Origin of the sequence: Pseudomonas protegens CHA0 (assembly GCF_000397205.1) — a bacterium.
Lineage (GTDB): Bacteria > Pseudomonadota > Gammaproteobacteria > Pseudomonadales > Pseudomonadaceae > Aquipseudomonas > Aquipseudomonas protegens.
Map to the genome: position 1 here is coordinate 2531930 of NC_021237.1, position 26160 is coordinate 2558089.

General features: G+C 67.3%; 22 protein-coding genes and 1 riboswitch. Of the genes, 8 read left to right on the forward strand and 14 right to left on the reverse strand.

The window, feature by feature from the left end:
- Positions 1-171: 171 nt before the first annotated feature.
- On the forward strand, positions 172-1335 hold the full coding sequence (gene ercA, locus PFLCHA0_RS11440) for an alcohol dehydrogenase-like regulatory protein ErcA (RefSeq protein WP_011060523.1): 1164 nt from the start codon (positions 172-174) through the stop codon (positions 1333-1335).
- A complete protein-coding gene (locus PFLCHA0_RS11445; protein ID WP_015635023.1) occupies positions 1319-3046 on the forward strand; it encodes a PAS domain-containing hybrid sensor histidine kinase/response regulator in 1728 nt (575 codons plus the stop codon). Before ercA ends, PFLCHA0_RS11445 begins: the two co-directional genes overlap by 17 nt.
- A 44-nt stretch (positions 3047-3090) precedes the next feature.
- On the opposite strand, the gene PFLCHA0_RS11450 is transcribed toward PFLCHA0_RS11445, so the two are convergent.
- Positions 3091-3639 (reverse strand): YniB family protein, encoded by a 549-nt coding sequence (locus PFLCHA0_RS11450; RefSeq protein WP_015635024.1) that lies wholly within the window; start codon positions 3637-3639, stop codon positions 3091-3093.
- A gap of 164 nt (positions 3640-3803) precedes the next feature.
- On the opposite strand from PFLCHA0_RS11450, the gene PFLCHA0_RS11455 reads away from it, so the two are divergent.
- The 4 genes from PFLCHA0_RS11455 to PFLCHA0_RS11470 all read left to right on the forward strand — a co-directional run bounded on the left by PFLCHA0_RS11455 (position 3804) and on the right by PFLCHA0_RS11470 (position 8725).
- Positions 3804-4472, forward strand: a complete 669-nt coding sequence (locus PFLCHA0_RS11455) for an ABC transporter ATP-binding protein (protein ID WP_011060526.1) — start codon at positions 3804-3806, stop codon at positions 4470-4472.
- Between the two features lies 1 nt (position 4473).
- Positions 4474-6954, forward strand: a complete 2481-nt coding sequence (locus PFLCHA0_RS11460) for an ABC transporter permease (protein WP_015635025.1) — start codon at positions 4474-4476, stop codon at positions 6952-6954.
- The gene (locus PFLCHA0_RS11465) at positions 6944-8029 is read left to right on the forward strand and encodes a lipocalin-like domain-containing protein (RefSeq protein WP_015635026.1); all 1086 of its coding nucleotides are present in this window, start codon (positions 6944-6946) and stop codon (positions 8027-8029) included. The genes PFLCHA0_RS11460 and PFLCHA0_RS11465 overlap by 11 nt, the downstream gene beginning before the upstream one ends.
- A 108-nt stretch (positions 8030-8137) precedes the next feature.
- Positions 8138-8725, forward strand: coding sequence for a hypothetical protein (locus PFLCHA0_RS11470; RefSeq protein WP_026020035.1), 588 nt, complete (start codon positions 8138-8140; stop codon positions 8723-8725).
- A gap of 269 nt (positions 8726-8994) precedes the next feature.
- Here PFLCHA0_RS11470 and PFLCHA0_RS11475 read toward each other — a convergent pair whose 3' ends face one another.
- On the reverse strand, positions 8995-9381 hold the full coding sequence (locus PFLCHA0_RS11475; RefSeq protein WP_015635028.1) for a hypothetical protein: 387 nt from the start codon (positions 9379-9381) through the stop codon (positions 8995-8997).
- 185 nt (positions 9382-9566) lie between these two features.
- Between PFLCHA0_RS11475 and PFLCHA0_RS11480 the strand changes: the two genes are divergently transcribed.
- A complete protein-coding gene (locus tag PFLCHA0_RS11480) occupies positions 9567-9932 on the forward strand; it encodes a hypothetical protein (protein ID WP_041752133.1) in 366 nt (121 codons plus the stop codon).
- A gap of 12 nt (positions 9933-9944) precedes the next feature.
- Here the strand turns inward: PFLCHA0_RS11480 and PFLCHA0_RS11485 are convergent, their stop codons facing one another.
- From PFLCHA0_RS11485 to PFLCHA0_RS11495, 3 genes are all read right to left on the reverse strand, one after another.
- Complete coding sequence (locus PFLCHA0_RS11485) at positions 9945-11366, reverse strand: FAD-binding oxidoreductase (protein WP_015635030.1); 1422 nt, start codon at positions 11364-11366, stop codon at positions 9945-9947.
- A 140-nt stretch (positions 11367-11506) separates the two neighbouring features.
- Positions 11507-12901, reverse strand: a complete 1395-nt coding sequence (hglS, locus tag PFLCHA0_RS11490; protein WP_015635031.1) for a 2-oxoadipate dioxygenase/decarboxylase HglS — start codon at positions 12899-12901, stop codon at positions 11507-11509.
- A gap of 135 nt (positions 12902-13036) precedes the next feature.
- On the reverse strand, positions 13037-13963 hold the full coding sequence (locus PFLCHA0_RS11495; RefSeq protein ID WP_015635032.1) for an alpha/beta fold hydrolase: 927 nt from the start codon (positions 13961-13963) through the stop codon (positions 13037-13039).
- Positions 13964-14199: 236 nt separating this feature from the next.
- On the opposite strand from PFLCHA0_RS11495, the gene PFLCHA0_RS11500 reads away from it, so the two are divergent.
- A complete protein-coding gene (locus tag PFLCHA0_RS11500; protein ID WP_015635033.1) occupies positions 14200-15282 on the forward strand; it encodes a diguanylate cyclase in 1083 nt (360 codons plus the stop codon).
- A gap of 96 nt (positions 15283-15378) precedes the next feature.
- Here PFLCHA0_RS11500 and PFLCHA0_RS11505 read toward each other — a convergent pair whose 3' ends face one another.
- From PFLCHA0_RS11505 to PFLCHA0_RS11545, 9 genes are all read right to left on the reverse strand, one after another.
- On the reverse strand, positions 15379-16296 hold the full coding sequence (locus PFLCHA0_RS11505) for an ABC transporter substrate-binding protein (RefSeq protein WP_015635034.1): 918 nt from the start codon (positions 16294-16296) through the stop codon (positions 15379-15381).
- A complete protein-coding gene (locus PFLCHA0_RS11510) occupies positions 16289-17041 on the reverse strand; it encodes a (2Fe-2S) ferredoxin domain-containing protein (RefSeq protein WP_015635035.1) in 753 nt (250 codons plus the stop codon). Before PFLCHA0_RS11510 ends, PFLCHA0_RS11505 begins: the two co-directional genes overlap by 8 nt.
- A gap of 11 nt (positions 17042-17052) precedes the next feature.
- Positions 17053-18978: a TonB-dependent receptor plug domain-containing protein gene (locus tag PFLCHA0_RS11515; protein ID WP_121528523.1), complete on the reverse strand. Its 1926-nt coding sequence runs from the start codon at positions 18976-18978 to the stop codon at positions 17053-17055.
- 152 nt (positions 18979-19130) lie between these two features.
- Positions 19131-19334: riboswitch (cobalamin riboswitch) on the reverse strand.
- A gap of 216 nt (positions 19335-19550) precedes the next feature.
- A complete protein-coding gene (locus PFLCHA0_RS11520; protein ID WP_011060539.1) occupies positions 19551-20624 on the reverse strand; it encodes an arginine N-succinyltransferase in 1074 nt (357 codons plus the stop codon).
- Positions 20625-20673: 49 nt separating this feature from the next.
- Entirely contained in the window at positions 20674-21690 is a 1017-nt protein-coding gene (locus tag PFLCHA0_RS11525) for an arginine N-succinyltransferase (RefSeq protein ID WP_015635038.1), read from the reverse strand.
- A 172-nt stretch (positions 21691-21862) separates the two neighbouring features.
- Entirely contained in the window at positions 21863-23212 is a 1350-nt protein-coding gene (locus tag PFLCHA0_RS11530) for an APC family permease (RefSeq protein ID WP_011060541.1), read from the reverse strand.
- Positions 23213-23427: 215 nt separating this feature from the next.
- Positions 23428-24180, reverse strand: coding sequence for an N-formylglutamate amidohydrolase (locus PFLCHA0_RS11535; protein WP_011060542.1), 753 nt, complete (start codon positions 24178-24180; stop codon positions 23428-23430).
- On the reverse strand, positions 24164-25519 hold the full coding sequence (locus tag PFLCHA0_RS11540; RefSeq protein WP_015635040.1) for a type I glutamate--ammonia ligase: 1356 nt from the start codon (positions 25517-25519) through the stop codon (positions 24164-24166). Before PFLCHA0_RS11540 ends, PFLCHA0_RS11535 begins: the two co-directional genes overlap by 17 nt.
- Complete coding sequence (locus PFLCHA0_RS11545; RefSeq protein WP_011060544.1) at positions 25516-26160, reverse strand: cysteine hydrolase family protein; 645 nt, start codon at positions 26158-26160, stop codon at positions 25516-25518. The genes PFLCHA0_RS11540 and PFLCHA0_RS11545 overlap by 4 nt, the downstream gene beginning before the upstream one ends.

Genomic DNA, 26160 nt, shown 5'->3' on the forward strand with positions numbered 1-26160 from the left:
CGGCCTCAAGCACGCTGCGGCCCTTCGTGCCGTTCGCAGCCTGCGGCAGCGGCTACATGGCCTGTAGCCGCTGCCGAGGCTGCGAAGTCCGCCGATGGTCGGATTGCTTTCAGCAACGGATGCTTTAGGCTGGCGTTCTTCTCCAGAACAATAAGAAAACAGGCTTCCCCCATGGGCCAGAATCTCAGTCTGCTGCGCAAGTTCGTCTCTCCGGAAATCATCTTTGGCGCCGGTTGCCGGCACAACGTCGGCAACTATGCGAAGACCTTCGGTGCGCGCAAGGTGCTGGTGGTCACCGACCCCGGGGTGATCGCCGCCGGCTGGGTCGCCGATGTCGAGGCCAGCCTGCTGGCCCAGGGCGTCGAGTACTGCCTGTACAGCGCGGTGTCGCCCAACCCGCGGGTGGAGGAGGTGATGCACGGCGCGCAGATCTACCGGGAAAACGCCTGCGATGTGATCGTCGCGGTCGGTGGCGGCAGCCCCATGGATTGCGGCAAGGGCATCGGCATCGTCGCCGCCCACGGGCGCAGCATCCTCGAGTTCGAGGGGGTGGACACCATCCGCATGCCCAGCCCCCCGCTGATCATGATCCCGACCACTGCCGGCACCTCGGCGGATGTCTCGCAGTTCGTGATCATCTCCAACCAGCAGGAGCGGATGAAGTTCTCCATCGTCAGCAAGGCGGTGGTCCCTGATGTGTCGCTGATCGACCCGGAAACCACCCAGGGCATGGACCCGTTCCTGTCCGCCTGCACCGGCATCGACGCCCTGGTGCATGCCATCGAGGCTTTCGTTTCCACCGGCCACGGGCCGCTGACCGATCCCCACGCCCTGGAAGCCATGCGCCTGATCAACGGCAACCTGGTGCAGATGATCGCCAACCCCTCGGACATCGCCCTGCGCGAGAAGATCATGCTCGGCAGCATGCAGGCCGGGCTGGCGTTCTCCAACGCGATCCTCGGCGCGGTGCATGCCATGTCCCACAGCCTGGGGGGCTTTCTCGACCTGCCTCACGGGCTGTGCAACGCGGTGCTGGTGGAGCATGTGGTGGCCTTCAACTACAGCGCGGCGCCGGAGCGCTTCAAGGTGATTGCCGAGACTTTCGGCATCGACTGCCGCGGGCTCAACCAGCGGCAGATCTGCGGGCGCCTGGTGGAGCACCTGATCGCCCTCAAGCGCGCCATCGGCTTCCACGAGACCCTGGGCCTGCATGGGGTCAGCAGCAGCGATATTCCGTTCCTCTCGCAGCACGCAATGGGCGACCCATGCATCCTCACCAACCCTCGTGAATCCAGCCAGCGTGATGTCGAGGTGGTCTATGGCGAGGCCCTCTGACGAACAGCAACGGGCCCTGGCCGGGCTCCTGGGGCTGGGCAACCACTCGGCGCGCAAGAGCCATTACCCGGAACTGGCGGCGCGCCTGGAAGACCTGGAAACCGAGCGCAACCGCTACAAGTGGCTGTTCGAGAACGCAGTGCACGGCATCTTCCAGGCCAGCCTGCAGGCCGGCATGCGTGCCGCCAACCCGGCCCTGGCGCGCATGCTGGGGTATCAGGACCCCCAGGAAGTGCTGTTTTCCCTGGCCGACCTGGCGGGCAACCTGTTCGTGGGCGGCGCCGGGGAACTGGCGGCCATCGGCGAGCAGTTGCAGAACCAGCGCAGCCTGCTGGGTTACGAAACCCAGCTGCGGCGCAAGGACGGCAGCAGCATCGATGTGCTGATGAACCTGTTGCTCAAGCCCGACCAGGACGGGCTGGTGGAAGGGTTCGTCGCCGACATCACCGAGCGCAAGCTGGCCCAGCAGCACCTGGAACAGCTCAACGACCAGCTGGAGCAGCGGGTGGCGGCGCGCACCGATGAGTTGCTGGACGCCAACCGCAACCTGCAGCAGCAGATCGCCCGGCGCGAGCGCATCGAGCGCGACCTGCGCGAGGCCCGGGACGCCGCCGAGGCGGCCAACCGCAGCAAGGACAAGTACCTGGCCGCCGCCAGCCACGACCTGCTGCAACCTCTGAATGCCGCACGCCTGCTGATTTCCACCCTGCGCGAGCGCAGCCTGCCGGCCCCGGAGCAACTGCTGGTGGAACGCACCCACCAGGCCCTGGAGGGCGCCGAGGACCTGCTCACCGACCTGCTGGATATTTCCAGGCTCGATCAGGCGGCGGTGAAGCCGGACCTGGCCACCTACCGCCTGGATGAAATGCTCGCGCCCCTGGTTTCCGAGTTCCAGTCGGTGGCCGAGGCGGCGGGGCTGGGGCTGCGGGTGCGCTTCGGTGACTTTGCCCTGTTCACCGACTTGCGGCTGATGACGCGGATCCTGCGCAACTTCCTCAGCAATGCCTGCCGCTACACCGAGCGCGGCAGCATCCTGCTGGCGGCGCGGCGCCGGGGCGACCAGTTGCGGCTGGAGGTGTGGGATACCGGGCGCGGCATTGCCGCCGACCGCCTGGAGTCGATTTTCCTGGAGTTCAACCAGCTGGATGTGGGCCGCGCCGCCGACCGCAAAGGGGTGGGACTGGGGCTGGCGATTGTCGAGCGCATCGCCAAGATCCTCGGCTATCGGGTGCAGGTAGCGTCGCGGCCGGGGCACGGTTCGCGGTTCAGCATCGAGGTGCCATTGGCGGCCCGGGTGCCCTTGCCCTTGAGCCAGCAGGCGCCGCAGCCGGGCACCGGCAACCCGCTGCCGGGGCGGCGCCTGCTGGTGCTGGACAACGAGTTGAGCATTCTTGAAAGCATGGCCGCGCTGCTCGGCCAGTGGGGCTGCGAGGTGCTGACCGCCACCGATCAGGCCGCGGCCCTGGAGGTGCTGCAGGGCCGGGCGCCGGAGTTGATCCTGGCGGACTTTCACCTGGATCACGGGGTCACCGGCTGCCAGGTGGTCAGGCGCTTGCGCGAGCATTTCCAACAACCGCTGCCGGCGGTGATCATCACCGCCGACCGCAGCGACCAGTGTCGCCGCGCCTTGCAGCAACTGGGCGCGCCGCTGCTCAACAAACCGGTGAAGCCGGGCAAATTGCGGGCCGTGCTCAGCCAGTTGCTGGGCTAGTGGTGGCAAGGGGGTGCGGCCAAATCGATGCGCCGGCGCGGGGCTCAGATGATGCCCAGCATCCACAGTAGGCCCAGGTAGACCGCTGCACCGCCCAGGGGCCAGACCACCAGCAGGCGGGTCTGGCTGAAGAACGACGGCGCTTTGCCCACCAGGGTCGAGTCCTCCAGCTGTTGCAGGGTCTTGGCGGGGACGCCTTCCTCCACCGGGGCCTGGAGCTGGGCCTCGATCAGCGGCTCGACTTCTTCGACCTTGCGTATCATCCCCCGGCCCGTGGCGAACAGCGCCGCGCCGACGAAGATCAGCAGGTAGATCACCAGGAATTTCCAGTGGGAGGAGTAACTCAGGTCGAGGAAGCTGGGCGTCGGGCTGTTGTCCCAGAACCAGTTCAAAGGCTGGGTGTTGGCATTGACCTGGTACACGAAGTACTTGATCGGGCGATTGATGGTCGAGGCCATGGTGGTGTAGCTGTCCAGGCGCCAGTAGAGCATTTTCAGGGTCGAGAAAAAGGTCGAGATCAAGGCACCGGTAAACAACAGTGCGCCTGCGGCGATGTACAGCCGGTACTGCAATTGGGCCCTGGTGTAGGTCATGGGTGCTTCCTGCAATGAACAAAAGGGCCGCAATACTATATTCCGTGGCCGCTGGGCGATAGGGGCGCGCCCTGGCTCATCGGTTGCCGCGTTGCAGGTTTGCGCTGGTGCCATGGGCGACACGGGTTATCCTTGAGCCCCCTTCAGGTCGGACGAGTCAGCCCATGCTGGAAGTACAAGGAGTGTTCAAGAGCTATGCCACCCCCCAGGGGCCGCTGGCGGTGCTGCAGGGTGTCGATTTGCACCTGGGGCAGGGCAGCAGCCTGGCGCTGATGGGCGAATCCGGCAGCGGCAAGAGCACCTTGCTGCATCTGGTGGCCGGGCTGGACCAGGTGGATGGCGGCAGCATTCGCATCGGCGCCCAGCGCCTGGAGCGCATGAGCGAAAGCCAGTTGGCCAACTGGCGCCGCACCGAAGTCGGCCTGGTGTTCCAGCAGTTCAACCTGATCGGCAGCTTGCGGGTCGAGGACAACCTGGGCTTCCAGGCGCGCCTGGCCGGGCGCTTCGATCCGCGCTGGCAGGCGCAGTTGGTGGAGCGCCTGGGCCTGGGGGACTTGCTGCGCCGCTACCCCGAACAGTTGTCCGGCGGCCAGCAGCAGCGGGTCGCTTTGGGCCGGGCCCTGGCGTCGAGGCCCGGGCTGTTGCTGGCCGATGAGCCCACCGGCAGCCTCGATGAAACCACCAGTGACCAGGTGCTGGATTTGCTGCTGGAATTGCTGGCCGACAGCCCCACCAGTTTGCTGATGGTGACCCACAGCCAGCGCGTGGCCAGCCGTTTGCAACACACCGTGGTCCTGCAGCGTGGCCGCCTGGCCGCAGCGGGCGGGGCCTGAGATGCGGGTGCTGCGTGGCACCTTGCAGGCGCTGTTGAGCCACTGGCGCCAGCACCCGGTGCAGTTCTTCAGTGTGCTCACCGGTTTGTGGCTGGCCACCAGCCTGCTGACCGGGGTCCTGGCCCTCAACAGCCAGGCCCGGGACAGCTATGCCCGGGCCAGCCAGTTGATTGGCGGTGAACCCCAGGCCAGCCTGGGCACGGCCACTGGCGCAAGCTTTGCCCAGCAATGGTTCGTCGACCTGCGCCGGGCCGGCTGGCCGGTGTCGCCGGTGCTGCAAGGGCGGGTGCAGTTGCAGGGCTTCGAGGCGCTGCGCCTGCAATTGATGGGCATCGAGCCTTTGTCCTTGCCCGCCGGTTCCGCAGTGGCCGGCAAGCCACTGGCGATGCAGCAGGTGGTGGAATTCTTCAGCCCGCCGGGGCGTACCTGGGTTGCCCCAGAGACCCTGGCCAGCCTCGGCTACCGCGAGGGCCAGCAGCCCCGTGCCAGCAATGGCCGGCTGCTGCCGCCGTTGCAGGTGCAGGCGGACATGGCCCCGGGGCTGCTGCTGATGGACATCGGCTTTGCCCAGCAGGTACTCGACCAGCCGGGGCAACTGAGCCGCCTGCTGCTGCCCCGGGACTTTGCCGCCCGCGCGCCGCCCTTGCCGGCCGAGCTGGCGGGGCAACTGGTGCTGCATTCGGGCGAGTCGGAAAACACCCTGGCGCGCCTGACCGAGAGCTTTCACCTGAACCTGGATGCCTTGGGTTTCCTGTCCTTCGTGGTCGGGCTGTTCATCGTGCATGCCGCCATCGGCCTGGCCCTGGAGCAGCGTCGTGGCCTGCTGCGGACCTTGCGCGCCTGCGGGGTCAGTGCGCGGCTGCTGATCTTCAGCCTGATTCTGGAACTGGGGGCCCTGGCGCTGCTGGGTGGAGTGGCGGGGGTCATCAGCGGCTACCTGCTGGCCGGGCTGCTGCTGCCGGACGTGGCCGCCAGCCTGCGCGGCTTGTACGGCGCCGAGGTGGCGGGGCAGTTGAGCCTCAGCCCCGGGTGGTGGTTCAGCGGTATCGGCCTGAGCCTGTTGGGGGCCTTGCTGGCCGGCGCCGCCAGCCTGCTGCGGGCGGCGCGCCTGCCGCTGCTGGCCCTGGCCAACCCCCAGGCCTGGCATCAGGCCCATGCCCGCTGGCTGCGCCGCCAGGGTGTGGTGGCCGTAGTGGCGCTGCTGCTGGCCCTGGCGGCGTGGCAGTGGGGCGACAGCCTGGCCAGCGGCTTTGTGCTGATGGCGGCCTTGCTGCTAGCGGCGGCCCTGGGCCTGCCGGTGCTGCTCGATGCCTTGCTCGGGACCTTGCTCGGGCGCCGGCGTGGGGTGCTGGGGCAGTGGTTTCTTGCCGATTGCCGCCAGCAACTGCCGGCCCTGAGCCTGGCCCTGATGGCGCTGCTGCTGGCACTGGCGGCGAATATCGGCGCCGGCAGCATGACGGCAGGGTTTCGCGAAACCTTCAACGACTGGCTGGAGCAACGCCTGAGCGCCGAGTTGTATGTCAATCCGCAGAGCCCGGAGCAGGCCCGGCAGTTGCTGGACTGGTTGCCGCAACAGGCCCAGGTTGCCGCGGTGCTGCCCAGCTGGCAGGTGGCGTTGCAGGTGCAGGGTTGGCCGGCGGACCTGTATGGGGTGATCGACCATCCCAGCTACCGCCAGCACTGGCCGCTCCTGGAAAGCGACGGCGCCGAGCCCTGGGCACAACTGGCGAGCCAGGACACCCTGATGCTCAGTGAACAGCTGGCCCGACGCCTGAAGGTGCGCCCCGGCGACCGCCTGAGCCTGCCGGTGCCCGCCGGGCAGTGGGCGCCCCGGGTGGTGGGGATCTACGCCGACTATGGCAACCCCAAGGGCCACCTGCTGGTGAATGCCGGGCACTTGCTGGCGCATTGGCCAGCGCTGACGCCGAGCCGTTTCAACCTGCGCCTGGCGCCGGGAGCGATGCCCGGGCTGGTCGGCGCCTTGCAACAGCAGTTCGCCCTGGACGACAGCCGGATCATCGATCAGGCCCGGCTCAAGGGCTGGTCGCAGCAGGTCTTTGAACGCACCTTCGCCGCCACCGCCGCCCTCAACAGCCTGACCCTGGGGGTGTCCGGGGTGGCGCTGTTCATCAGCCTGCTGACCCAGAGCCAGAGCCGGCTGGGCCAGCTGGCGCCGCTCTGGGCCCTGGGGGTGGGGCGGCGTCAACTGATGCTGCTGAACCTCGGGCAGACCTGGCTGCTGGCCTTGCTCACCCTGGTCCTGGCGCTGCCGCTGGGCATCCTCCTGGCCTGGTGCCTGGACAGCGTGATCAATGTCCAGGCCTTTGGTTGGCGCCTGCCGTTGCGGGTGTTCCCCGGGCAGCTTCTGCAACTTTTGGGCCTGGCCATGCTGGCGACTCTGTTGGCATCGGCCTGGCCGCTGCTGCGTTTGTACCGCGCGCAACCGGCGGACCTGCTGAGGACTTTTGCCCATGAAGAATGATGTGTTGGGCCGGGCCCTGGCGGGGTTGCTGCTGGCGCTGCTGGCCGGTTGTGAACAGCCCGCCGAGCCGCCCCAGGGTTTTGCCGGCCTGGGCAGCGAGGCCGCGGCCTTCACCCCGGTGTTGCCGGGGCGCAGTTTCAGCTTTCCTGCCGACCACGGTGCCCACGACGGGTTTCGCATCGAGTGGTGGTACCTCACGGCAGACCTGAGTGACGCCCAGGGCCGCCACTTCGGCGTGCAGTGGACGCTGTTTCGCAGTGCCCTGCGGGCCGCTCCCGAACAACCGGGCTGGGGCGCGCCGCTGGTGTGGCTGGGCCATGCAGCGGCCACGTCGGCCCAGAGCCACCACGCCGCCGAGCGCTATGCCCGGGGTGGCGTCGGCCAGGCCGGGGTGATCGCGCAGCCGTTCCAGGCCTGGATCGACGACTGGCAGCTGAGCACCCTGAACAGCGCCGGCGACCCCCTGGCGCGGATGCAGGTGCAGGCCGCGGGGCCGGGGTTCGCCTATCGCCTGCAACTTTCCAGCAGCCGGCCGCTGGTGCTGCAGGGTGAGGGCGGCTACAGCCGCAAGTCCGACCAGGGGCAGGCCTCCTACTACTACAGCCAGCCGTTCTTCCAGGCCGCGGGGGAGTTGCAGATCGATGGCCAGCGCTATCAGGTCAGCGGGCCGGCCTGGCTCGACCGGGAATGGAGCAGCCAGCCCCTGGGCGCCGACCAGAGCGGCTGGGACTGGTTCTCTCTGCACCTGGACAGCGGCGAGCGGCTAATGCTGTTCCGGGTTCGCGAGCGGGACAAGGCGCCCTATATCACCGGCACCTGGATCAGCACCGATGGCCACACCCAGAGCCTGGGCAAGGAGCAGATCCAGTTGCTGCCGCTGGCCCAGTCCAGGGTCCAGGGCCGCAGCCTGCCCACCACCTGGCAACTGAAGATCCCCGCCAAGGGCCTGGATATCACCACCCGGGCCCTGAACCCCCAGGCCTGGATGAACCTGAGCATTCCCTACTGGGAAGGGCCGCTGCAATTCGCTGGCAGCCACAGTGGCAGCGGCTACCTGGAGATGACCGGTTATTGAGGGCGCCGCGACGCTTGCACCCATCCCCCGGTGAAAGCTGGCAGGGCGTCTATGCTCAAGGGCCTGACTGAAAGTCAGTGTGTTTCTCAACCACAAGGAATGTTCATGATGAAAACCCTCAATACCCTGGCCCGCGCCATCGCCCTGGCCACTGTGCTGGGCACCGCCAGCCTTGCCGCACACGCCGCCGATATCCCGCTGTCCGGGGCCATCGAGGCCGATCAGGTGGTGACCAAGGTCCTGTCGGTGGACGCCGCCAAGCACCAGGTGGTGCTCGAAGGCGCCGGGGGCAAGCCGGTGCATGTGCAATTGAGCGATCAGGCCAAGGACCTGGGCCACCTCAAGGTCGGCGATCAGGTCAAGGTCACGGTCACCCACTCGGTGGTGGCGGTGCTCGACACCGACGTTGAAAAGGGCAAGCCCGATTCCAGCGAAGCCAGCGGCGTGGTCCGCGCTACCGCAGACAACCCCAACCCCGGCGGCGCGGCCTATCGCCAGGTGCAGGTGCAGTTGAAGATCACCGCCATCGACTTGAAGAAAAACCAGCTGACCTTCGAAGGCCCGGCGGGCAACAAGAAAGTGGTGAGCGTGGAGAAACCCGAAGTCCAGCAGCGCCTCAAGGACCTCAAGGTGGGCCAGAGCGTGCTGGTGACCTACACCGACATCCTGCAGGTCAGCACTGCCCACGAAGGCTGAGGGGGCAGGACTGAGCGGGGGAGGCAATGGGCAATCGGGTTAACTGCACTGTGCAGTTTTATTCAGAATCTGCCCACGGACTTTCCCCGCCAGTTGCACTAGAATGCCAACCGTTCGCCCGGTGCAAGGGCTCTTTACCGGTGCAAGGATTGCCAAGGCCAGAGCACTGGGCGAACACCTTTCCCTGTCGCGTCCTGCGACTTTCCCGCTGTACATCACCCTGAATCGACCCTGGCTGGATGCTCCGGCGCGAGCCTGCCGTGCTCCCTCTACAGTGCCACCGGACTCAAGCTGACCTGGCGTGCAAGCAGGCTGACGAAGCCGCCTGGCTGCGCGTGGCCACCCTGCAGCGACAGCAGGACGATGTTCGGACCTATGGCCAGCGCCGCGACAGCCTCGTCTTCCCGGGGCAGCAACTGCCCGGTGACCCGCAGCCCCGCCTGTTCCCGGCTGATGCTTGGCCTGTCCTGGGTCGCGGCCCACAGGTTGTGATCCCAGACAAAATCGTCCTCCAGGCTCAACTCCACCTCATGCACCTGGCCCATCTGTGGCAGCGTGCCCAGCCATTGGCCCCGGCCTTCGCCGAACGCACTGCTGAAATTGACCCACAGGCTATGGTCGGCTTCTACATAAAGGGTGTTGAGGGTGATACGCATGGCCAATCCTTTCCTTGGTACTGCGGGTTCAAGAGGCGTCCAGCCGGCTTTCCGGGGGGGGCGGCCGGGCTGGATGGCAAGCGGCCACTGCGCTTGTTATTGCACAGTACGCGGGCCTTCAACAGAATGCGCGATTGCCCGACCGGGACAGGTCGAGGGCGGTGAATGATAGCGGAGATCCTGGATTGATCTGGTTAAAACGTTTGCTCATGTCGGTGGGCGTACTGGCGCTGGTATTGCTGGCGGTGGTCGTGTTCAAGAACGGCTTCTCCACGACGCCGGCCCATGTATTGGCCGAGCACCCTGATGCGCGGTGGCAGGGGGGGGGCGATGGTGGGCATTACATTGAGATCACCCGCTCCGAGCCGCCTTATTTCTTTGTGCAGGTGCGTCATGAAAGTGGCGACTTGTGGGATGAGGGCTGGCTCAAGTACGAGGACGGCGACGCCAGCGTCCTGACCACCGACAAGGTGCTGGCCTTCGACGGTGACGGAGTGATTTACCTGCAGCAACGCAAGGTATTGGCGCCACTGCGCTCCGCGGCCCATTGATGGCACCCAGCCTTAAGGTTGGGCAGCCCCATCCCCTGTGGCCCCCAGCCCATAGGCATCCCACAACTTGTTGCGGAACTTGTTCTGCGGATCGACCCGGGCCTTCAGCGCCAGGAACTCCCCGGCCCGTGGATAGGCCGCGCGAAACTGCTGGGCCGTGGCGTGGATCTGGTACGGCAGGTAGTAGCTGCCGCCGCGCTCGATGGCGCTGTCCACCAGGGCGCGGGTCCATACGCCGACTTTTTCCCGTTCCTCTGGCGCGGTGCTCTGCTGGTAGTACAGCACCAGGGCGAAGACCTCGGTCTTGGCCCAGGCCAGCAGGGTGCCGGGGTCGGCCTTGGCGTGGCGGATCGACAGGTTGATCACGTTGACCTTGTGCGCCCGCAGGGTCGCGCCCATCTCCTGGACGAAGCTTTCCAGCTGGTCGGGGGGCACGAAGTATTCCTGCAGCACGTAGGTGCGCTTGGCCCGGGAGTCGGGTTCCAGTTCACGCACATCGAGGCTGGCTTCGTGGTTGCGCCAGGACACTTGCGGTTTTTTCAGCACCAGGGGGTCGATCACTTCCTGGCGCAGGGTCTTGCCGCCGGGCCACTGGCTCACCACTTTCAGGGCCTTCTGTTCTTTCCAGTAGTTCTGGTCCAGGGGCGTGAGGCGTTCCTTGACCGTGACCGGCAGGTCGGTCTGGCTGTAGGAAACCGCGCGCAGGGTCTGGTACTGGTCGGGGTAGAGCACGGCGTTGTGCAGGATGACCTTGGGGTTGTTCTGGATCCGGGCCTGGAAGTAGGGGCGGTAGTCCCCCAGGGGCATCTCGTCGACGCTACGCAGCAGGCGCACGTTGTCGCTCAGTTGCAGGGTGGCTTGGACGATCACCCCCAGGCCGCCGTAGCCGCCGATGGCGCCGTAGAACAGGTCGCGGTTGTGCTGCGGGCTGGCGTCCACCACTTGGCCGTCGGCCAGCACCAGCTTGATGGATTTCACCGAGCTCACCAGCGGGCCGTGGCCGATGTAGCGGCCATGGGCGTTGACGCTCAGGGCGCCGCCGACGGTGAAGTTGGCGTAGCTCTGCATGATGCTCACGGACAGGTCGTGGGGGTCGATGTAGTCCTGCACGGCGCGCCAGGTGATGCCCGGCTGCACGGTGATTTCCTTGCGTTCCTTGGAGAAGTCGAGCACCCGGTTGAAGCCGCGCATGTCGATCTGCAAGGCCTGTTCGGTGGCGGTCTGGCCGCCCATGCTGTAGCGCCCGCCGCCAATGGCGATAGGGCCGGGGTGCCCGGCCACCAGCTGGACGATCTGCTCCAGGCGGGTGGGGCGCACCACCTGGTCTACCACTATGGGGTTGAGCTGGGTGATGTCGTTGACGGTTTCTGCGGCGTGGGTGGTGAGTGCGCCGCCGAGTGCCGCACATAAAAACAGGCCGATCGCGAATCTCATTCGCCTTGTCCATCCCTGGTGGTGGCGCGCCGCTGATGGGCGCGCAAGTGGCGGCAGAATAACGCCGCGACGGGTCCATGACCATGGGGGCAGCGCACCGGCTGCAAGGCCGGCATCGACCCGCGGGCCTGCCCTGCGCCTTAGAGCGCCGGCAGGCCCAGGGTGGCGGCGCAGTGCTCCAGGGAGCGCTGCTGGGTCTGGGCGTAGAGCAGCAGTTCGTCGAGGGTGGGGCGGCCCAGGGCGGCTTCGAACGCCTGGCGGTTGGATTGCCCGGCGTAGTGGCTCTGGCTGTCGTCCCCCAGGTTGGACTGGAAGATCCCGGCGGCGCTGACCGGCAGGAAATCTTCATACACCAGGGGTTCGGCGCTCAGGTGCCCGGCCGCCAGCAGCGCTGCCAGGGTGGTGGGCCGCTGGGGCTGGTTGCGCGCGGCCAGCCCGGTTTCGCTGACGAAGTAGCGAAAGTAGGCCAGGCCCTGTTCGCGCATGGCCGGGTGGCTGTCGGGAAATTCCCTGAAGTGCTCTTGCATCAGTTGGTTGTAGCGTTGGGCATTGGCTTCGTTGGGGAAGTCGCCCAGGGCGTCGCGGGCGGCGTTCAGCAGGCGGTCGTAGAGCTCGCGGCCCTTGGGGGTCAGCGCCGCGCCGCGCTGTTCGATCTCGCCGAAACGCGCGCTGTGGCTGCCCTGGCTCTGGGCCTGGTCGGTGAAGGCCACGGATTCCTCCAGGGCCTTGAAGCTGGTCTGGCGCAGCAGGATCGGGCATTCCCGGCGCGGCGGGCCTTCGATCACCGCCTTGGGGGTGATGCCGCGGGCAGGCATCAGCCGTTGCACTTCATCGATGTCCAGGGTGCGCGGGGTCAGGTGGTTGATGTGCGGGCCCTTGAAGGCCACCACGTCGGCGATCAGCCGGTGCTGGGCGCTGAGGCTGGCGTACTGGGCGGCGGTCACCGTGGCGTGGTGGTGCCAGCGGAAGGTTTCCAGGGCCTGGCGGATAAAGCGCTCGGCGTCTTCGGCGTCCAGGCCTCCGGCAGCCTCGGCCTGCTGGATCAGTTCCAGCACCTGGGGGGTGAAGATCTGGCGCCGGGCCAGGACCTGTTCGGCAAAGCTGCGCAGCTCCGGGTTGTCGATCAGCTCCAGGCGCAGCAGCGAGGTGAAGACCCGGAACGGGCTGACTTGCAGGGCCGCTTCGTGCACCGCGCGAAAGGCCGTGGAATGCACCGGCACCCCGGCGGGGGTCAGGTCGTAGTAGCCCACCGGCTGCATGCCCATCACCGCGAACAGCCGGGCCAGGGTCGCCAGCTCGGCGGCGCTGCCGACGCGGATCGCGCCGTGGCGCTCCAGGTCCAGGCGCTGCAGTTCACCGCTGCTCTGCAGGTGCCGGGCAAGTGCCGCCTGCCGCTCCAGGACCTGGGCGTTGACTTCGGCCACCAGCTCCATCAGGGCGCCGTAGAGCGGCACCTCCTCGCGGTACATGTCCGACATCGCCCGGGAAAATCCCTGGCGGATCAGGTCCGGGCTGACGAAGTGCTGGTTGCTCATGAACAGGCTTCCCGTGGTAGAGGGGCGAGGCGTGAAAGGGCGGATCGGCCTCGATTCTGCTGGGCCTGCCCGAGGCTGACAAACGAAGTTTCCTCTGAACTTCATTCTGCAAATGAATGCATGAGCGGGCCGCTGTCAGTGCCGCTGGCGTTCCAGGAACTGCTGGTACAGCCGGGCACTGCGCACCGGGCGTTCGACCATGGGCATATGCCCGATGCCCTCCCAGAGTTGCACCTGGGCCTGGGGCAGGCCCTTGGCCCAGACCTGGGCGCTGCTGGGGTGCAGCAGGCGGTCCTCGCGGCCCCAGAGCAGCAGGGTCGGGGCCTGGATCTTCGCCAGCTCGGGCTCCATGGGCGGGCTGGCCTGGAGCTCGGCGAAGATCCGCGCCAGTTGCCCGCGGCGCGCCTGATAGCGTTCGGCGATGGCCGCCAGCACTGCTTCGGGCACCCAGGGCGGGGTGGCCATGGTCAGGCTGTAGAAGTGCTGGAAGTCGGCGCGGGAGCGGACCAGGAAGGGGTTCTTGCCCTGTTCCAGCAGGTGCTGCAGGTCGCTGGTCTCGGGGGCTTCGACGCCGGCCGGGTCGAACAGCGCCAGGCCGCTGATCCGTTGCGGGGCATGGGCGGCCAGCCAGGCGGCGATATAGCCGCCCATGGAGTTGCCGATCACCTGCACCCGCTGGATGCCGCAGGCGTCGAGCAAGCGCAAAAGGCGCTGGGCCTGGGCCGGAACGCGGTAGTCCTGGTGGGCGGCATAGGCGGTTTCGCCATGGCCGCCCAGGTCCGGGATCAGCAACCGGTAGTCGCGGTTGAAGTGCCGGGCAAAACGCAGCCAGATGCTCTTGTCCGCGCTCAGGCCGTGCAGCAGCAGGATCACCGGCGCCTGGGCCGGGCCGCCCTGGTAGGTCATCAGGGTCTCTTCGCCGATCTGCACCGGGACTTTCTGCAGTCGGTACAGGCGTGCTTCCAGGGCCACGCTGGCGTCGTACAGCAGGTGGCCGATGCGCGGGTAGGTGCGGTAGCACCAGAGTGCGGCAAGGAGCAGCAGGACCAGGATCACCAGCATCGGTGGCCTCCAGGGGCAGGGTGGATCGGCTCAGGGGCGGCGCGCGCCGTGCTCGCCACTGCGAAGTCGGTTATCGGCCGCCCCTCAGTTATAGCCAAATATTCCCCACCTGCTGGCGCTGGCAGGCCGAAACTGGGCGTTGGCAGTGATGGCGCTTTGAAACGCGACTGATAGACTTTCACCGGTTGCTTGCCACCCGCTCGTTCCACCTTTACCCATTGCTGATCGGAGGCGACTTGCTCCCTGCGCAGGACACCAGAGGGAAGGGACTGTCATTGGCCAGGAGGCTTTATCGGTCACGGACCCTGGGCCTGGCCCTGGGATTTTTCTGCGTGGCCGCGGGGATGGCGCCCCTGCAACCGGCGCCCTGGGTCTGGGGCTTCATGCTGTTCAATGCATTTGCCTGGCCGCACCTGGCCTACCAATGGGCGCGGCTGGCCCGGGTGCCGTTTCGTGCCGAGTACCGCAACCTGCTGGTGGATTCGCTGCTGGGGGGCTTCTGGGTCGGCGCCATGCACTTCAATCCGCTGCCGCTGGCCACCACCCTGGGGATGATGGCCATGAACAACATGGCCCTGGGCGGGTTACGTTTCTTCCTCGCCGGCAGTGCGGCCCAAGTGCTGGGCATGGGCGTTGCCCTGTGGCTGTTCGGGCTGGCGTTTGTCGCCCAGACCACCCCCGAGCAGGTGTATGCCTGCCTGCCGATGCTGACCCTGTACCCGCTGGCCCTGGGCTACATCTGCTATCAGCAGGCGGTGACCCTGGGCCGGCACAAGCGCGAGCTGCTGGCCCTGAGCCGCACCGACAGCCTGACCGGGCTGCTCAACCATGGCGCCTGGAAGGACCAGTTGGAGATCGAGTTCCAGCGCTGCAAGCGCCAGGCCCATGGTGGCGCCATCGCCCTGATCGACATCGACCACTTCAAGGCCATCAATGACACCTACGGCCATGTGGCCGGGGATGTGGTGCTGCGCCAGTTGAGCAAGCTGCTGCGGCAGAACCTGCGGGTCAGCGACCAGGCCGGGCGTTATGGCGGCGACGAGTTCTGCGTGATCCTGCCGGACGTGCCCCTGGCCCATGCCGCCGAACTGATGGAGGCCCTGCGCGGTCGTTTTGGGGCCCTGGGCTATGAACAGAGCCCGGCGCTGCAGGTCAGCCTGAGCATCGGCCTGGCGGCCTTCAACCCCCTGCACGACGACGCCATGGGCTGGCTCAACGATGCCGACCAGGCCCTGTATGCGGCCAAGACCTGCGGCCGCAACAACGTCACCTGCCACCCGCCGGAGCAGCCGTCCAGGCGTTTGCTCAACTCCCTGTAGCCGCTGTTCCTTGTGTCCCGCGAAGGCGTCTGTGGGTACGCCGAGGGATCGGGGGTGTTCCCTTCGCCGGCAAGCCGGCTCCTACAGGGGTGGGGGTCAGTCGTGGGTGGGGTGCAGGCGCCGGGCCAGTTCCAGGGCGGTGCGGCCGCTGGCGATGCCCGGCACCAGTCGGGCGAAGGGGATGTCGATCAGCCGGTCTTCGCGCACTGCGCGCAATCGCGACAGCACAGGGTCGCTGTGCAGCAGCTGGCGTTTGCGCCGGGCCGGGGACCACAGGGCGTCGGCCAGGAGCATGGCGTCGGGGTCGTTGGCCAGCAGGGTCTCGCTGTCCACGGTCAGGCGCGGGCGGTCGATGGCGGCAAAGCTGTTGCGCGCACCGGCCGCTTGCAGCAGTACGCCGACAAACCCGCGCTGGCCCTGGCTGGCCAGGCCGTTGACTTCGCTGTCCAGGTAGAACACCGAAGGCGTCGGGCGCCCGCGGTACAGGGCCGCGGCGGCCTCCAGGTCGGCATCCATCTGGCCCACCAGTTGCTGCGCGCGGGCCTCCTGGCGCAGCAGCCGGCCCAGGGTCAGCAGGTCGCGGCGGATATGCCCGAAGTAGTCCTGGTCATGCCCGGCGCAGGCCGATTCCAGCAGGTAGCTGCCCACGCCTATGGCCCCCAGGCGTTGCCGGGAGCTGAAGTTTTCCGGGAAGGCCGAGGCGAAGCCGCCCACCACCAGGTCGGGTTTCAGGCTATAGAGCACTTCTGCCGACGGGTACTGGCGAGCGATGACCGGCACGCCGTGGTAAAGCCCTTCGGCCTGCGCCTGGCCATCGTCGTCCAGATAGGCGACGCCGATCATCGACGGCCCGGCACCCAGGGCCAGCAGCAGGTCGGCGCTGTGCTGGTTGAGGGCGACGATGCGCTGGGGCGGGCCGTCCACCGTCCAGGTCCGGCCACAGTTCTGGTAGCTGTGTGCCAGGGCTGGCAGGGCCGCCAGCCACAGCAGCAGGCCGAGCAGTCTGCTAGGCATCCGCGGTTCCTCCGTAGGGCGCGGGAATCCGTAGGTCCGCCACCGGTTCGCCCTGGACCAGGTGCTGCTGCACCAGGCGCAGCACCTCGCCGTCATCGCGCACCCGGTACCAGCAGCCGTCCGGGTGCACGGTGAGTACCGGCCCCAGGTTGCACGGGAACTGGCAGGCGGTGCGGGTCAGCAGCACGCCACCGGGCGTCTCCATGTGCTCCAGGCGCAGCAGTTCGCGGCGCAGGGTCTTCCACAGCGCCAGGGCGCCGCGCCGCACGCAGCGCGGGCCGGTGCACAGGAACACCTGGCGGGCATGGGGCGGCACCCGCGACCAGTCCGGGTCGCTCTGCACCGCGTTGACGTTGTCGCAGGCCAGGTGGCGCTCGCGCTGGCCGATGCTGGCGCAGGCCAGGGCCGCGTCCAGCCCGCGCCGGCCCAGGGCCTGGGCGGTGATCCACAGCCGCGGTGCCTGGGGGTGGGCCTGGGCCAGGCGCCCCAGCTCATCGCGCAGCCAGTCCAGGTAGGCACTGTCGGAGCTGGGTTCCAGGTCCACCACCAGCAGCTTCGCGCCGTCCTCGGGCAGGGCTTCGCCCAGCGCCGCCCAGAGGCTGTCGAAGCTGTCCAGGGTGTCGATCACCCGGGTGTCGGCGCCGTCGCCGCGCAGGGCCTGGAGCTCCTTGCGAAAGGCTTCGCCGAGGGCGCCGCCGTGCAGGCCGGGGCCGACGAACAGCACCCGTTGATAGTTCTCATGCATGTCGGTCGGCCTCAGAAGCGGTAGGTGTAGCGCACTTCGGTGGTGAAGGGTCGCCCCAGGTTGTCCACCGAGGGCGAGGTGCTGGTCATGCTGGTGCTGTAGTCGCGGTCGAACAGGTTCTCCACCAGCAGGCTCAGGCGGTGCTGCTGGGCCGTATCCAGGTAGCGATAGGCATCGGCGTCGACCACCGAATAGTGGCCGTAGTCGACGTTCTTCGGGCTGTCGATCTGGCCGATGTAGCGGACCGTACCACCCACGCCCCACATCCGGTCCGGGGCTTCGAAGCCCAGCCGCGAACGGGCGAAGAAACCGGGGATGTTGCTCAGGGTCACGCCGTTGCGCGACTCCAACAGGTTGCGGGTCATGTCCGCCTGCAGGGTCCATTGCGGGCTGAACTGCCAGCGCCCGTCGAGTTCGATGCCGCGCACCTTGATCCGGCCCTGGCCGTTGCTCCAGACATCGTTGGCGTCGAGGGTGATCAGGTCGTCGATCTTGCGGTGGAAGGCGCTGACGCTGGCGTTGAATTCGCCGGCCAGCAGGCTGCCCTTGTAGTCCAGGCCGAGCTCGGCATTGAGGCTCTTTTCCGGCTTGAGGTCGGGGTTGCCTTTTTCGTAGTCCTCGTTGGCGTACAGCTGCTCGGCGTTGGGCAGCTTGAAGGCGCTGCCGTACTGGCCGCGCAGTTGCCAGTGGGGCGTCAGGTCGTAGAGCGAGGTGAGCATGCCCACGGTGGCGCTCTCGCCGCCGCTGATTTTCTCGTGGCGCACGCCCAGGCTCGGGTGCCAGTCGGGCAGGGCGTCGAACACCGGGCGCAGTTGGGTGTACAGGGCATTGGCCTGGGCCTGCTTGTTATCGATCTTCAGCACGTCGTCCTGGCCCTTGAACCACTGGTTGTCGGTGCCCAATACCAGCACGTGGCCGCCGTCCAGCTCGGCCTTGCCCTCGGCCTGCAGGCCCCAGTCGGTGAAGCCCCAGTAGTCGTTGTGGTTGCGCACCTTGAGGCTGGCGTCGTCGAGGCTGTCGATCCTGGTGTAGCGGGTGTCCCAGTCGTTGACATGGCCCTTGACGAAGTAGCTGAAGCCTTCGTCCAGGCGCTGCTCGAAGGTCGCGGTGGCGATCTGCTGGATGCGGTCGTTGGTGGTTTTCCGGTTGTTCACCGGGCGGGCGAAATCCAGGTTGGCGTCGCTGTACTGGTAGAACAGTTCCAGCCGCGAAGCGTCGCCAAGGCCCTGGATCGCCTTGGCGCCGAAGGTGGTCACTTCATAGCTGCGTTTCTTGTCCCGGGTGTTGGCGTTGTAGGCGCTGTTGCGAAATGGCTGGTAGCCATCGGAGACGTTGTGGCTGACATAGGCCAACAGCCCGAGCTCGCCCAGGCCGTTGCTGAGGATCTGCTCGGCGCGGGCATCGCCGCTCGTGCCCATGAAACTGTCCAGGCCCAGGTTGACCTCGCCGGAGACGTCGCGGGTCTGCGGGCTGCGGGTGATGATGTTGATCACCCCGGACACCGCCTGTGTACCGAACAGCAGGCTCTGGCCACCCTTGAGCACCTCGATGCGCTCGATGGCGTTGGCCGGCAGGGTATCCAGGTACAGGCCGCCGTACAGGCGGTTGTTCAGGCGCACGCCGTCCAGCAGGATCAGGGTGTCGTCGTTGCGCCCGCCCAGCAGGGAGTAGGTGCCGTAGTCGAAGGGGCCATTCTTGGGCGCCACATACAGCCCCGGCACGTACATCTGCAGGACCCTGGTGATGTCGCTGCTAGGGCCGGCGCGTTCGATCTGCTGGCGGTCGATGATCTCCACCTTGCTGCCGTACCGGGCCATTTCGGCCACCGTGGTGGACTCCACCGAGGGGGCGGAAACAAATTGTCGGTCCAGCGTCAGGGGGCTGTCGTCCGCCAGCAGCAGGGGGCTGAACAGGCAGCCGAGCAGGGCGCCGCTCATGGTGCGGCGAGGTGCACGCCAGTCGCGTGCAGGCAAAGTGTCAGGTGTTGTCATTGTTGGTCTTCTCGAAAGTGTCTTCGGGAAGCACGCAGGAGAGGGTATCGGCCACGGGCACGCGACCATACCGGCCCATGCCCGCCCACCGCAGGATTGCCAAACAGACGTCACAGGCCGGTCTCCGGGCTTGCGAGTCTGGCGGCATTCGCCTTCCCATACCTTGGGTACAGTGGCCTGTTGAATGCAGCACTCGCTTACCGTTGCGGGGGCAGCACCGGACTTGCCCGAAAAGGGGCGCACCGGTTTCCCGTTTCACCTCCTGCACGGCGGCAGGAGGCACCTGAAACTGGGCGGCATATGAACATCCGCCCCGGCGTTCGTCAACGTTGCGCCTGCCGCCAGGTGTTACCGGATTCATCGCCCTGACGCCTCTGTAGCCGCTGCCGAGCCCGCGAGGCTGCGCAAAGGCCTGCAGGGCCTTGCTTGGCAGTCTCATGTCGAGCGCCTCAGCGGTCTTGAGATTTCGCGCCCCTGCGGGCCGTGCTTCCGAACGCGGCCCGAGCCTGCGGCTGCGGCTACAGGAGCAGGGCGCTTTGCGGGGCCAGGTGCCGCTGTGCGTGCAGGGCCGTGCGTGACTCGCAGGCCAGCAGCGGCACCGCCCGTACCGAGTCGCCCGGCTGCAGTTGCAGGCGCTTGGCGGTCAGCCGGTCCACCAGCAGGCAACCCGAAACCAGGCGCCCGGGGGCGGCGGTGATGCGGCAGCTTTCCAGGCGCCGGTTGTGGATCAGCCACACCGGCGCCTGTGCGTCCGGAGTGCCCACCAGCAGGGGCAGGGTCTGGCTTTCGCGCACGCTGCGGATCTTCGCCACCTCGGCCTCGATCAGCGGCCCGCCATCGAAGATGTCGATGCAGCCCTGATGGCTGAAGCCTTCGTCGCGCAGGATGCTCACCGCCTGTTCGGTGCTGGCGTGGGCCTGGCCGATGGCGGCCTGCGCCTGGGGGCTGAGCAGGCAGGTGTACAGCGGCTGGCGCGGCATCAGTTCGGCGATGAAGGATTTGCTGCCGTGGCTGGACAGGCGATTGGCCTGCTGGAAACCCATCTTGAAGAAGTGCCGCCCCAGGCTGTCCCAGAACGGCGAGCGGCCCTGGCTGTCGAGCTGGCCGCGCAGTTCGGCCACCAGCTTGTCGCCGAACAGCCGGGGGAATTCGGCGACAAACAGCAGGCGCGCCGTGGACAGCAGGCGGCCGGTGTAGCCCTGGCGGTGATCGCGGCGCAGGAACAGCGAGCACAGCAGCGACTGCCCGGTCATCTCGTTGCACAGGAACAGGGTCGGGATGTGCTTTTCGATGCCCAGCACCGGGGCGCTGCCGTGGGTGGTGCCGACCCGGTAGTTGTAGCAGGGCTCGCGCAGGCCGATGGCGCCGCTCAGGCCGCAGACCCCGATCACCTGCTGCTCGTCATCCTCCATGACGAACAGGTAGTCGGCATCGGCCCGCTCCACCTGGTTGGCGAAGGCTCGCTGCGCCCAGCGCACCCGATGGGCCAGGCGCTCGGGGTCGGTGGACAGGTTGTTCAGTTCGCGACAGCTGCCTTCGAGCAGGCTCAAGACCGCCGGCAGATCGGTGACGCGGATCGGACGGACGATCATTGGCGGGCTCCTGGCAATGACGCCGGGCAGGGGGGCAACAGGGGCCGGTTCATAAGGCAACGCTCCGTACCGGCTCGCCCGGCGCCAGTTGCAGGGCCTGGAACATGGCCGGGTCGAGGCCGATTTCAGCGCCCGGGGCGGTGTCCAGCGCCGCGACTATGGCGCGAAAGCCCTGCAGCCGCTCGTTGCTCAGCAGCCACTGCTGGCCCTGGCCGCTCTGGGGGCTGGGGTAGCTGGTGGCGACCCGGCTCTGGGCGATCGAGCGCAGTTGGTGGCTGCGCCCCTGCAGGGTCGGCCCGGCATCGAACAGGTCGACGTACTGGGTCGGCGCGAAGCCTTCGTCGATCAGGATCTGGCAGGCCTCCCGGGCATCCGGGTGAACCTGGCCGATGCAGTCCTGGGCCGCCTGCGCCAGCATCGGGATGTACAGCGGATACTGGGGCATCAGTTCGGCGAGAAAGCCGCGGCCCTGCAGGGCGCACAGGCGCTCGGCCTCGACATAGGGCAGGTCGAAGAAGTGCTGGCCCACGGCTTGCCAGAACGGCGACTCGCCGTTGGCGTCGCTGTAGCCGACGATCTCGCTGATGCAGCTGTCGGCGAAGCGCTGGGGGTGGGCGGCGATGAACAGCAACCGCCCGCGGGAGGTGAGCTGGGCCAGTGGCGTACCGCCCAGCGGCGGGTCGACATGGAAGCTGCGCAGCAGGGTCTGTTCGCTGAGGTCGTGGCACAGCGACAGGGTGGGCACCCCGTGCTGGATGTTCAGCTCCCGGGAACTGCTGATGAACGGGCGGTTGCGCAGGCTGTAGAACGGGCTGGCAAAACCGGCAGTGGCGAGGATGTCCGAGCAGCCGCGCAACTGGCCGCTGTCGAGGTCCTCGAGCACCAGGAAATAGTTCTCCGGGCCCTGGCTGGCCTCGCTCTTGGCGAAGGAGGCCTGGGAATCGAGGATCTTGTCCCGCAGGCAGGTTTCGTCAGCCACCAGGGAGGTGACGCCCAGCAGGCGTTCGCGGGCCAGGCGCCGCAGTTGGGGCAGATCGGATAACGCCACCGGACGCAAGGCCAGCATGGGTGTACTCCTGTATCAAGGGCCGCTTGCCCCGGGGGGCAGGCACTGGCCAGACATCACTGTCGGTTACCACGCAGTTCCACGGCCGCGGCATCCGGCGGCCAGTCCCCGGGCCGCTCTTGCTGGCAGCGCCGGGATTGGCGCGACGCCCTGGGGCGCCGCGCGGGTGCAACTAGTGCTTGAGCGGGTCGGGCAGGGCGGCGCCGCTGCCCAGCTTGTTCAGCAGGAACAGGTAGACCAGCCCGGCAAGGATCCAGATGGCGCCGAGTTTCTGCGCATCCACGCCCATGTTGTACATGATGGCGCTGACGATCACGAAGCCGATTACCGGGCAGATCAGGTGGCGCACCACCTGGCCGGACTTCTGCCGGCGCCAGTAGAAATTGATCACGGTGATGTGCAGCAGCATGAAGCCGCTCAGGGCGCCGAAGTTGACCAGGGAGGTCAGGGTGTCCACCGAGTTGATGAACAGGTAGCAGATCAGCAGCGACAGCACCGCCACCAGGTAGATGCTGATGTGCGGGGTGTTGTGCTTGGGGTGGACCTTGGCCAGCACCTTAGGCAGCTTGCCGTCGCGGGCCATGCCGAACAGCAGGCGCGATACCGCGGCCTGCGAGGTGATGGCCACCGCCACGCCCCAGGCCAGCGCGGTGGCCACTCCGGTGAGGGTCGCCAGCCAGCTGCCGGCGGCCAGTTCGGCGATTTCATAGAAGGCGGTGTCGGCGGACTTGAAGCCCATGCCGGCGGCCAGGTCGGTGGCGATCCAGGTCTGTACCACGAAGATCGCGCCCATCACCACCAGGGTGATCAGCGCGGCGCGGCCGACGCTGCGGCCCGGGTCGCCCTTGACCTCTTCGGCGAGCGTGGAGATGGCATCGAAGCCGAGGAACGACAGCACCGCAATCGAGACGCCCTGCATCAGCATGCCGAAGTGGAAGTTCTCCGGGTTGTACAGCGGCGCCAGGGTCAGCTGGCCGTTGCCGGCGCCACCGTGCAGGGCATTCCAGGCGTAGAACAGGAAGATCCCCAGGACCGCCAGTTGCGCCAGCAGGAACAGGATGTTCATCCGCGCGGTGAAGGTGATGCCGCGCAGGTTGACGAAGGTGGCGCTGACCAGGAACGCCAGGATGAAGCCGACCTTGGGCACTTCCGGGTACAGGTGGTTGAGCGCCATGGCCGCGTAGACGTAGAGCAGCGGCGGGATCAGCAGGTAGTCCAGGAGCATCAGCCAGCCGGCAAGAAAGCCCACATGGGGGTTGAGGCCGCGCTGGGCGTAGGAATACACCGAACCGGCGATGGGAAAGGCGCGGGCCATGGCGCCGTAGCTCAGGGCGGTGAAGACCATCGCCACCATGCCGATGATGTAGGCCAGGGGCACCATGCCCGGGGCTTCCTGGTTGACGTAGCCGTAGACCCCGAACGGGGCGATGGGAATCATGAAAATCATCCCGTAGACCACCAGGTCACGCAGGCTCAGCCCGCGCTTGAGTTCCTGTTTGTAGCCGAATTCTTCAATCTCCATGAAGCCGTTCTCCTTGAGCCTGTGTAAGTGGGTAAAGGCGGGGCCCTGCGGGTCGTCATTGACACCTCGGGCCGCGCTTTCGTGTTTGAACCTGGCAGGGTTTAAAGACACACCACAGCGGTTTTTCTAGTTGTTGTACCGGTCCTGCAAACAGCGTTTTGGCGCGCCGGGTGAGTCCTTCGGGGCGCGCCGGTGAAACCTTCCTCTCGCCGCGGCTACAGCAGCGGCGCCAGTGTATCGCTCCAGTGCTGCACCGCTTCAGGGGTACGCAGCAGATCGTTGCGCACCTCGATCAATACCGACGCCAGGCCACGGGCGTCGCCGTGCACCGGCACGGTCATGTCGCTCAACGGATCGATCTCGTAGGGCTGGTTGCCCGCCACCTTGATCGGCAGCCTCCACAGCCCTTCGAGGATCCGCGCCGCGTAGTCGGTGGCGCTGCCATACAGCACGCCGATTTCCAGCGCGCGCGGCTGCCCGTAGTAGACCGGGGTGAAGCTGTGGATCCCCACCACCCGCACTTCACGGCCCTGGGCCAGGCGCCGGTCGATGATCCTTTGCAGGCGCTGGTGAAACGGCGTGAACAGCTGCTGGCGGCGGTACTCGCGAGTGGCCTCGTCCAGCTGCTGGTTGCCCGGCACCTGATAGATCTCGCTTTGCAGCGGGATGCTGTCGGGGGCGTGGCGCGGCCGGTTGAGGTCGATCAGCAGGCGCGAGTAATTGGCCGCGATCAGGGTCGCGCCCAGGGCCTGGGACAGGCTTTGGGCCAGTTCCAGGGCGCCCGGGTCCCAGGCGATGTGTTCGCGGGCCGCCAGCGGGTCCAGGCCCAGGTCGTGCAGGGCCGGTGGAATGTAGTGGCTGGCGTGTTCGCACACCAGAATCAGCGGGTGCTCGGAGTCTTCACGGATCAGGCGGTAGGCCGGCTCGGTGTAGAACCCCAGCTCGGCGGATTTAGTACAGGTGTCCATAGTGCTCACAGAGTTGGGCAGCGGTCAGGTGCTCGGTCAGGGACACTTCCTTTTGTTTGACGGCGAAGTAGGTGGCCAGCAGGTCCTGGGGCAGGAACTGCAGCAGTTCAGTGTTGCCGCGCAGGCATTCCAGGGCCTGGGGCAGGGAGCCCGGCAGCGGCACGATGCCACTGGCCAGGCGTTGCTCGGCGCTCAGGTCCGAGGGTGCCTTGTCGGTCACCGCATTGAGCACCCGTTGCTGTTCGAGGCCCAGGCGCCCGGCCATCAGGATGACCGCCATGGCCAGGTGCGGCGAGGCGGTGGCATCCAGGGCGCGGAATTCCAGGTTGTACTGCGGCGCCACCGGCTTGCCGCCCAGGCTCAGGGTCGGGCAGATGCGCAGCGAGGCTTCGCGGTTGCGCAGGCCCAGGCAGGCGTAGGAGGCGCTCCAGTGATGGGGCTGCAGGCGCTGGTAGGAAATCGGCGTCGGCGCGGTGAAGGCGCACAGCGCCGGCAGGTGCCTGAGCACCCCGGCGGCCCAGTGCTGGCCCAGGCTCGACAGGTCGTCGCCACTCACCGCGTGGGGGTCGTAGAGCAGTGGCTCGCCGTCCAGGTTTTGCAGACTCAGGTGCAGGTGCACCCCGTTGCACACCGCGTCGTCGGCAGTCTTGGGCGCGAAGCTGACCCGGTGCCCCAGTTGCCGGGCGATTTCCCGGGTGATCTCGCGCACGTTCACCGCCCGGTCGGCAGCGGCCAGGCCCTGGGTCGGCCGGCAGGTGATCTCGTACTGCTGCTTGCCGTATTCGGGGAGGAACATTTCCGGTTCGGCGCCGGCGGCCCGCAACGCCGCCAGCAGCCAGCCACCGAAGGCCGCGCCCTGGCGCTGGGCTTCCAGGGAGAAGGCCAGGTGTTCGCGCTGGCCGGTGCCGGTGTCGAGGTTGAATTCATGCTCGAAGGCCGCGGTGATCTGGATGCCCAGCTCGCGGTAGCGCTCGATTTCCTTGCGCAGCAGGGTGCGCGGGCAGGCCGCCCAGGGCGTGCCGTCGGTCTCGCAGATGTCGGCGTGGATGAAATCCAGCGGCGCCGCGCTGGCATCCGGCCCGGCGCCGACACTGACCCGGCTGTCCAGGTCGGGGATCAGTCGCAGGTCGCCATAGGCGCCCCAGGGGTTGTCCTCGGCGATCAGGTCCTGGGGCGTCAGCGCGCTGTTGGCCGGCACCCAGCCGCAGCCGCCGACCTTGTAGCGCTCCAGTTCGTCGCTGGGAAAGGAGCGGCCACGGGTGACGCCGATCAGGTCGGTGGTGACGATGCTGGTCATGGCCACCGGGGTCAGGGCCTCGATGCCCTGGCCGCGGCTCATCCGCGGATCTCCCGCAGGCGGCCGAGCACGGTGTCGGTGTCGGTGATCCAGCAGTAGCCCTTGATTGCGTTGAGGCAGGCCTGGTGCCGGGTATCGCCGTAGGTGGCGCAGGCATCTTCCACCAGGGTCACCAGGTAGCCGCGGTCGGCGGCGTCGCGCACGGCCATGTCCACGCACTGGTCGGTGACGATCCCGGCGATGATCAGGTGGCGGGTTTCCAGGTTGCGCAGCACGTAGTCGATGTTGGTGGAGTTGAACACCCCGGAGGAGGTCTTGGGCAGCACGATCTCGTTTTCAACCGGTTCGAGCTCGGCAATGATCGCCGCCTGGGGGCTGCCCTTGGGCAGGTGCATGTCCGACAGCTTGTGGTCCAGGGAGCGGTCACGGCCATCGGCGGTCAGGCTTTCGATAATGGTGTGCAGCACGTTCTGCCGCGCCTCGCGCACCGCCGCCAGCAGCCGTTGCTGGTTGGGGATCACCCGCTCTCGTGCGCGCTTGAGAAAGGCCTCGCCCTCGGGCCCTTGCAGGTGCGGGTCGAACTGCGGTTCAAGCCACGCCCGCTGCATGTCCACCAGCAGCAGGGCGGTGTGGTCGACGACGAAGGGCAGGTCCCGGGGCGAACGGTGGGGCAGGCTGAACAT